The sequence below is a fragment of the Mesorhizobium sp. M7A.T.Ca.US.000.02.2.1 genome (genome assembly GCF_003996995.1).
GTDB lineage: Bacteria > Pseudomonadota > Alphaproteobacteria > Rhizobiales > Rhizobiaceae > Mesorhizobium.
The window spans coordinates 1-5649 of sequence record NZ_RZTT01000389.1; the positions used below are offsets into that span (position 1 = coordinate 1).

The 5649-nt window shown below is 61.5% G+C and carries 6 protein-coding genes and 1 tRNA gene; 1 reads left to right on the forward strand and 6 read right to left on the reverse strand.

Annotated features, from left to right (window positions below; translation table 11 throughout):
• From EOD15_RS27295 to tuf, 6 genes are all read right to left on the reverse strand, one after another.
• The coding region (locus EOD15_RS27295) for a transcription termination/antitermination NusG family protein (protein WP_281035583.1) at positions 1-280 on the reverse strand (280 nt) is incomplete at its 3' end.
• Positions 281-307: 27 nt separating this feature from the next.
• Positions 308-511, reverse strand: a complete 204-nt coding sequence (gene secE, locus EOD15_RS27300) for a preprotein translocase subunit SecE (RefSeq protein ID WP_013531408.1) — start codon at positions 509-511, stop codon at positions 308-310.
• Positions 512-907: 396 nt separating this feature from the next.
• Positions 908-983 (reverse strand) — tRNA-Trp (locus EOD15_RS27305).
• 192 nt (positions 984-1175) lie between these two features.
• On the reverse strand, positions 1176-1673 hold the full coding sequence (locus tag EOD15_RS27310; RefSeq protein WP_127409013.1) for a metal-dependent hydrolase: 498 nt from the start codon (positions 1671-1673) through the stop codon (positions 1176-1178).
• Positions 1674-1925: 252 nt separating this feature from the next.
• Positions 1926-3566 (reverse strand): hypothetical protein, encoded by a 1641-nt coding sequence (locus EOD15_RS27315; RefSeq protein ID WP_127409014.1) that lies wholly within the window; start codon positions 3564-3566, stop codon positions 1926-1928.
• A gap of 154 nt (positions 3567-3720) precedes the next feature.
• Positions 3721-4896 carry an elongation factor Tu gene (gene tuf / locus EOD15_RS27320; protein WP_013531404.1) on the reverse strand — a complete coding sequence of 392 codons (1176 nt, stop codon included), beginning with the start codon at positions 4894-4896 and terminating at the stop codon, positions 3721-3723.
• Positions 4897-5208: 312 nt separating this feature from the next.
• On the opposite strand from tuf, the gene EOD15_RS27325 reads away from it, so the two are divergent.
• Positions 5209-5649: EamA family transporter (locus EOD15_RS27325; RefSeq protein WP_148129654.1), on the forward strand; the 441-nt coding region annotated here is incomplete at its 3' end.

The window sequence follows — 5649 nt, forward strand, 5'->3', positions numbered from 1 at the left end:
GCTTGGAGTCGCCCAGGAAGCCGGTGACCTTCGGTGTGTTCTTGACCAGCGAGAACACGGCGTCGGTCAAATTGGCCTTCAGCAGCACATAGCCCGGGAAGAACTTGCGCTCGGCATCGACCTTGCGGCCGCGGCGAACTTCGACGACCTTCTCGGTCGGAACCACGATCTGGTGGATGTCGGCGGACAGGCCCTTCTGCTTGGCCTTGTTCTCGATATCCTCGGCGACCTTCTTTTCAAAGTTCGAATAGGCGTGGACGATGTACCAGCGCGCGGTCATTTCAAGACTTCTCCGTAATCGCCGGACTTAGCGTCCGATGCCCAGAATCTGTTCGACCGCAAGGCCCATGAGCTGATCGGCGGTGAAGAAAAAGATCATCGCGATCACTGCGAAGGCCAGAACCATCACCGTCGAGATCATCGTTTCGCGTCGCGACGGCCAAGTCACCTTGGCGGTCTCCGCGCGAACCTGCTGGAGAAAGACGAAAGGATTTGTGGTTTTCGAAGCCATATGCCGCTCTGTCTTCAAGACCCGTTGGCCGGGTCTCCTGGATGATCCCGCTGGCCGGGACGTGCCGCCTGAGCCCAATCTCGCGCCGAATCAGCGCAATCATTTCGCCCATGCAAATCAGACGCGTAAAGCCGGTTTCCCAGCTCCACGCGTCGCGTGTCTGTTTCGTCTACATAAAACCGATTCTTGATCCACGCAAGTGGCAAGTCTCCGCTTTATGACCAAACACCGCCTCGGAACCATCCAGTCGTTCCGTCCCGGCTATGGCGCTCTTATGCCCCAATCGACCCTATATGGCAAGCGGGTCGCCGATTTTCAAAGGCCAGAGCATGGAATATCGCTTTGAAACGCCATTTCGAAATGGCGAAACATTGCGTTGAATGCCATTCCAAGAAATGGCACGGGCAGCAGGGCTCGAACCTACGACCTGCGGTTTTGGAGACCGCCGCTCTACCAACTGAGCTATGCCCGTATCGTGCGCATGTCGGCGCAGAAGGCGCTTCCTAAAAGCTTCCGCACGCTCTGTAAAGAGCGGTTTGCAAGCAAACGCGCCTTAATCCCGACAAGGCCATCCGGGTCGATCCCAAGCTCCCGCCTGAAGTCGCCAGCGCGCGGTGGCGTGATTGAGAGAGACGTCGCCTGCCCTCTTCGATGTGGAGCGTCCTCAAGCGGCATTCGTGGCAGGCTGCGGTCGCCCGCGTGCAAGCCAAAGCGCCCAGCCGCATATCAGGAGCTCGCATGCGAACGTCCAGTGCAGCAAAAAGCTCAGCACCCAATTGCTGAAGTCCGCCGGTACAGTGACGAGTTCGAACGCCCGCCGATCGAATGGCATCAGCCACAATATCGGCGACGCCAGCGTATCGAGGACCATATGCAGCATGGCGGCGGCAAAGAAGGCAGCCGTGGCTGCCAGATACGAGCGGGCGCGCCAGCTGACGAATAGCAACGACAGCGCCCCTGCGGCCGCCCAGAACAGCGGCCAATGCGTCATATAGGAGTGATGGTGGGTGCGTCCGCCGTCGATGAAATGGAAATACAGCATATCGATATCGGGGATGACACTGCCGACTATGGCGGCCCCGACGATAGCCGGGCTGCCAAGCCACTGCCTGCGCATGAACGTTCCGAGAATATAGCCACTTGGAAGATGGGCGATCAGCATCTCGGGACCGTTCACGGTTGCAGGCCAGTGCAGCATTCCGCCCTATTGTGGCGTTATTCCGGATGCCTGCGCCCGATACGCTTCGTGCCGATCATGGTTTCGTACCCGGTGGCTTATAGGGGCCGCCCGGCACGCCCCAACCCAGGCCGGCATCGATCCTCCGCCTGCCTGGCGCCGCCAGCAGCGACGATAGCGGAACAATCGGAAGTGTCTCAACCTGCCTCGATGGCCAGTTCGTGACTTCGCCGCACACTACAATTTGGCCGGCGCATCAGCCTCGGCATTGGCGGAAGGCCGGATCCGGCAATTCTCGGGTCTTGGCACCGCCTCGCAAATGGTGGCACCGGTCAGCGCGTCGACCGATTGCAGGCTCGTCGTCAGGCCGACCTTCAGCATCATGCCGGGTTCCAGCCGGCGCTCGGCCGAGCGTCGCTCGATCGCTGCGAACAGGGCGGGACCGATCGCCATCTCCTCGAGATAGGCCTTGACCATCTGCTTTTGCCCCATCGGGTAAAGGCTAAGCCGCGCCTGGGGACCGACAAGCCGCCTGATGCCGCCGGCAAGCATCAGCGCGCAGGCCGAATCGCACTCCACGCCGGCATCGATGCTCAGCCCGGCATAGGCGCCCTCTTTGGCCAGGCAATTCCACGCTCCTGGGTCACAGCCGACGAAATCGGTGCGGCCAACGGCGACGTCGAGCTTCTTTTCATGGATAAGCCTCCCTGCCGCCAGGGCGCTGAGCAGGTCGCCTCCCCTCGAACTGATCACGACAGGCAGTTGCCGTTTGCCAAGCATGGCGAGCAATTGGCGCAGCTTCTGCGGGGTCTGGGGGGTGATCGCGCCTTCCGCCGAAATCCATTCCGGGCAGTCTGGATTGCAGAGCGGATTGGTGCCGCGAACGACAACGAAGCGCATGTCTTCATCGCGCCGCGCCGCCCCGGGTTCGATCGCTGGCGGCGTTGGCTTGGCCGCGGTCGCCGTCAAGCCATCAGGCTTGTTCCCCAGCACCTCCCGGCAATTCGCGGCCAGGCGGCCGGGCTCGCACAGGCTTGCCGCGGTCAACAGGCCCACAGCGTCCGTGCTGGTGACCAGCTTCATCGCCAGCATGTCGTCGAGGGCGATCTGGTGGATTTCGCTGGCCGGGGTACCCTTCATCGTTTCGAGCATGCTTTGTTCGATGCCCATCTGTTTCAGGTAGGCCGCCAGCTTTTTCTCAACCGCCTTGCTCATCTCGTAGGTCTTGTAGCTGCCGGCGTTCTTGCGGCTGACGATCTTTGTGTTGAGGATCTTCTTCTTGCCCCCCACGACGCGATAGGTGGTCCGGTATTGCAATTTCGTACGGATGTAGGTCGTGGTGATCTGATGGACGCCGAGATAGGCCCATTCGCCGGCCACCCGCCTGATACCGCCGGCAAACATCAGAGGACAGGCGGAATTGCACATGGCGCCATAGTCGATGACATCGCCGAAGTAGCGGGCGTCACGGTCCTGGCAGCCCTTCGCACCGGGCTGGCAGCTGGAAAACACCGTTTTGCCGATGGCGATATCAAACTTGTTCTTGCGGATCAGCCGGCCAAGCGTCAGCGCCGCCTCGACATTGCCGCCGGGAGAATCGACGACAACAGGCAATTTACGCCCACCAAGCGTCTTCAGCATGCGTTTGAAGAGCGCCGGAGTTCCAGCTTCTATCGAGCCCTCGGCCGATATCCATTCCGGGCAGATCGGCTCGCACCCCGGTGCGTTGCTGCGGACAATGCCGAACCGCATCGTCGGCCCAAGATCCGGCGCCGCATCCGCCGCAAAGGCTGCCGGGCCTGCGGCAAGCAATGCGAGCAGCCAGGTCAGAGCCAGCGGCCACAATGCGCGACGATGGAAAAACCGCCTTGGAACCATTGGAAAAAAGCCCCTCGATGCAACCTATACTAGTTGAGGCCCAGAGCCTTGCAACAGGGTTCGGCCGACAGGGCCGCAACCGATAGCCCCGAAAAAGAAAAGGGCGGCCCGAAGACCGCCCTTTTCTTGTCGATCCGGCGAATGCCGGGCTCGATTATTCCTTGATGGTGACGACGATGCCGGCACCGACGGTGCGGCCGCCTTCACGGATAGCGAAGCGCAGCTTCTCTTCCATGGCGATCGGCACGATCAGCTCGACATCGACCGTGATGTTGTCGCCCGGCATCACCATTTCGGTGCCTTCCGGCAGCGACACGATGCCGGTCACGTCGGTCGTGCGGAAGTAGAACTGCGGACGGTAGTTGGTGAAGAACGGCGTGTGACGGCCACCTTCGTCCTTGGTCAGGATGTAGGCTTCGGCCACGAACTTCTTGTGCGGCTTCACCGTACCGGGCTTGGCCAGAACCTGGCCGCGCTCGACACCTTCACGATCAACGCCGCGCAGCAGCGCGCCGATGTTGTCGCCGGCCTGGCCCTGATCGAGCAGCTTGCGGAACATTTCCACGCCCGTGCAGGTCGTCTTGGTCGTCGGACGGATGCCGATGATCTCCAGCTCCTCGCCGACCTTGACCACGCCGCGCTCGACGCGGCCGGTCACGACCGTGCCGCGGCCCGAGATCGAGAACACGTCTTCGATCGGCATCAGGAACGGCTTGTCGAGCGGACGAACCGGCGTCGGAATGTAGGCATCGACCGCAGCCATCAGCTCGCGGATCGCGTCTTCACCGATCTTCTTGTCGGAATCTTCCAGCGCAGCCAGAGCCGAACCCTTGACGATCGGAATGTCGTCGCCGGGGAATTCGTTCTTGGTCAGCAACTCGCGAACCTCGAGCTCGACCAGCTCGAGCAGCTCGGCGTCGTCGACCTGGTCGACCTTGTTCAGGAACACCACGATCGACGGCACGCCGACCTGACGGGCCAGCAGGATGTGCTCGCGGGTCTGCGGCATCGGGCCGTCGGCAGCCGACACGACCAGGATCGCGCCGTCCATCTGCGCGGCACCGGTGATCATGTTCTTCACATAGTCGGCGTGGCCGGGGCAGTCGACGTGAGCGTAGTGGCGGTTGGCCGTCTCATATTCGACATGCGCCGTCGAGATCGTGATGCCGCGCGCCTTTTCTTCAGGGGCGGCGTCGATCTGGTCGTAGCGCTTGTATTCGCCAAAATACTTGGTGATCGCCGCCGTAAGCGACGTCTTGCCATGGTCGACGTGGCCAATCGTGCCGATGTTCACGTGAGGCTTGTTACGCTCGAATTTACCTTTTGCCATTGTCTCTTTCCTTGGACGGCCCGGATCTTCAGTTCGGTCGAAGACCTTCAGTTCAGTCGAATGCGGGGCGATTAGCGACAAAGGCCAAAAAACACAAGCGTCTTTTGGCCGGGTGCCGTCTCACTCAGTCCGAACCATCGATCCGATTGCGGGATATGACGCTGATATAGGAAGGCTCCGGGCAAAATGAAATGGGCAGCGCGCCGGCCGATCGAGGCCGCGACAGCGCTGACGTGCTTGCCCGGCCCTGTCTGAATCATGGCCAGGCCATGGACCATTGCCGCCACCACCCGCCTCTGATCTTGTGGCCGGATGCATTTCATCCCTGCCTCTATCCGCGGCCCGCTGTTCATGATCGTCTCGACGGGGTCGTATCTCGTCAACGACACGATGATGAAACTCGCGACGGCTGGCCTGCCGTCTTACGAAGTGCTGTTTCTGCGCGGTGCCGCGGCAGCGCTCTGGGGCTTCCCGCTGTTGTTCGCGCTGGGCTACGGCAAGCAGATCCCGCTGATCTTCGACAAGCGCGTACTGAGCCGGAACATGCTCGAACTGGCGGCGATCCTTTGCTATGTGGTCGCGCTCGCCAACATGCAGATCGCCGATTCCACCGCGCTCGGCCAGATCACGCCGCTCTTGATGCTGGTTGGCTCCTCGATCCTGTTTGGCGAGCGGATCGGCGGCCGGCGCATGGCGCTGATCGGACTCGGCTTCGTCGGCGCGCTGATGGTGGCGCAGCCGACCATGCAAGGC

What these genes read in the sequence shown, in the direction of transcription:
- secE (WP_013531408.1), bottom strand. Translation starts at nt 511, where the DNA reads ATGGCTTCGAAAACCACAAATCCTTTCGTCTTTCTCCAGCAGGTTCGC.
- EOD15_RS27310 (WP_127409013.1), bottom strand. Translation starts at nt 1,673, where the DNA reads ATGCTGATCGCCCATCTTCCAAGTGGCTATATTCTCGGAACGTTCATG.
- EOD15_RS27315 (WP_127409014.1), bottom strand. Translation starts at nt 3,566, where the DNA reads ATGGTTCCAAGGCGGTTTTTCCATCGTCGCGCATTGTGGCCGCTGGCT.
- tuf (WP_013531404.1), bottom strand. Translation starts at nt 4,896, where the DNA reads ATGGCAAAAGGTAAATTCGAGCGTAACAAGCCTCACGTGAACATCGGC.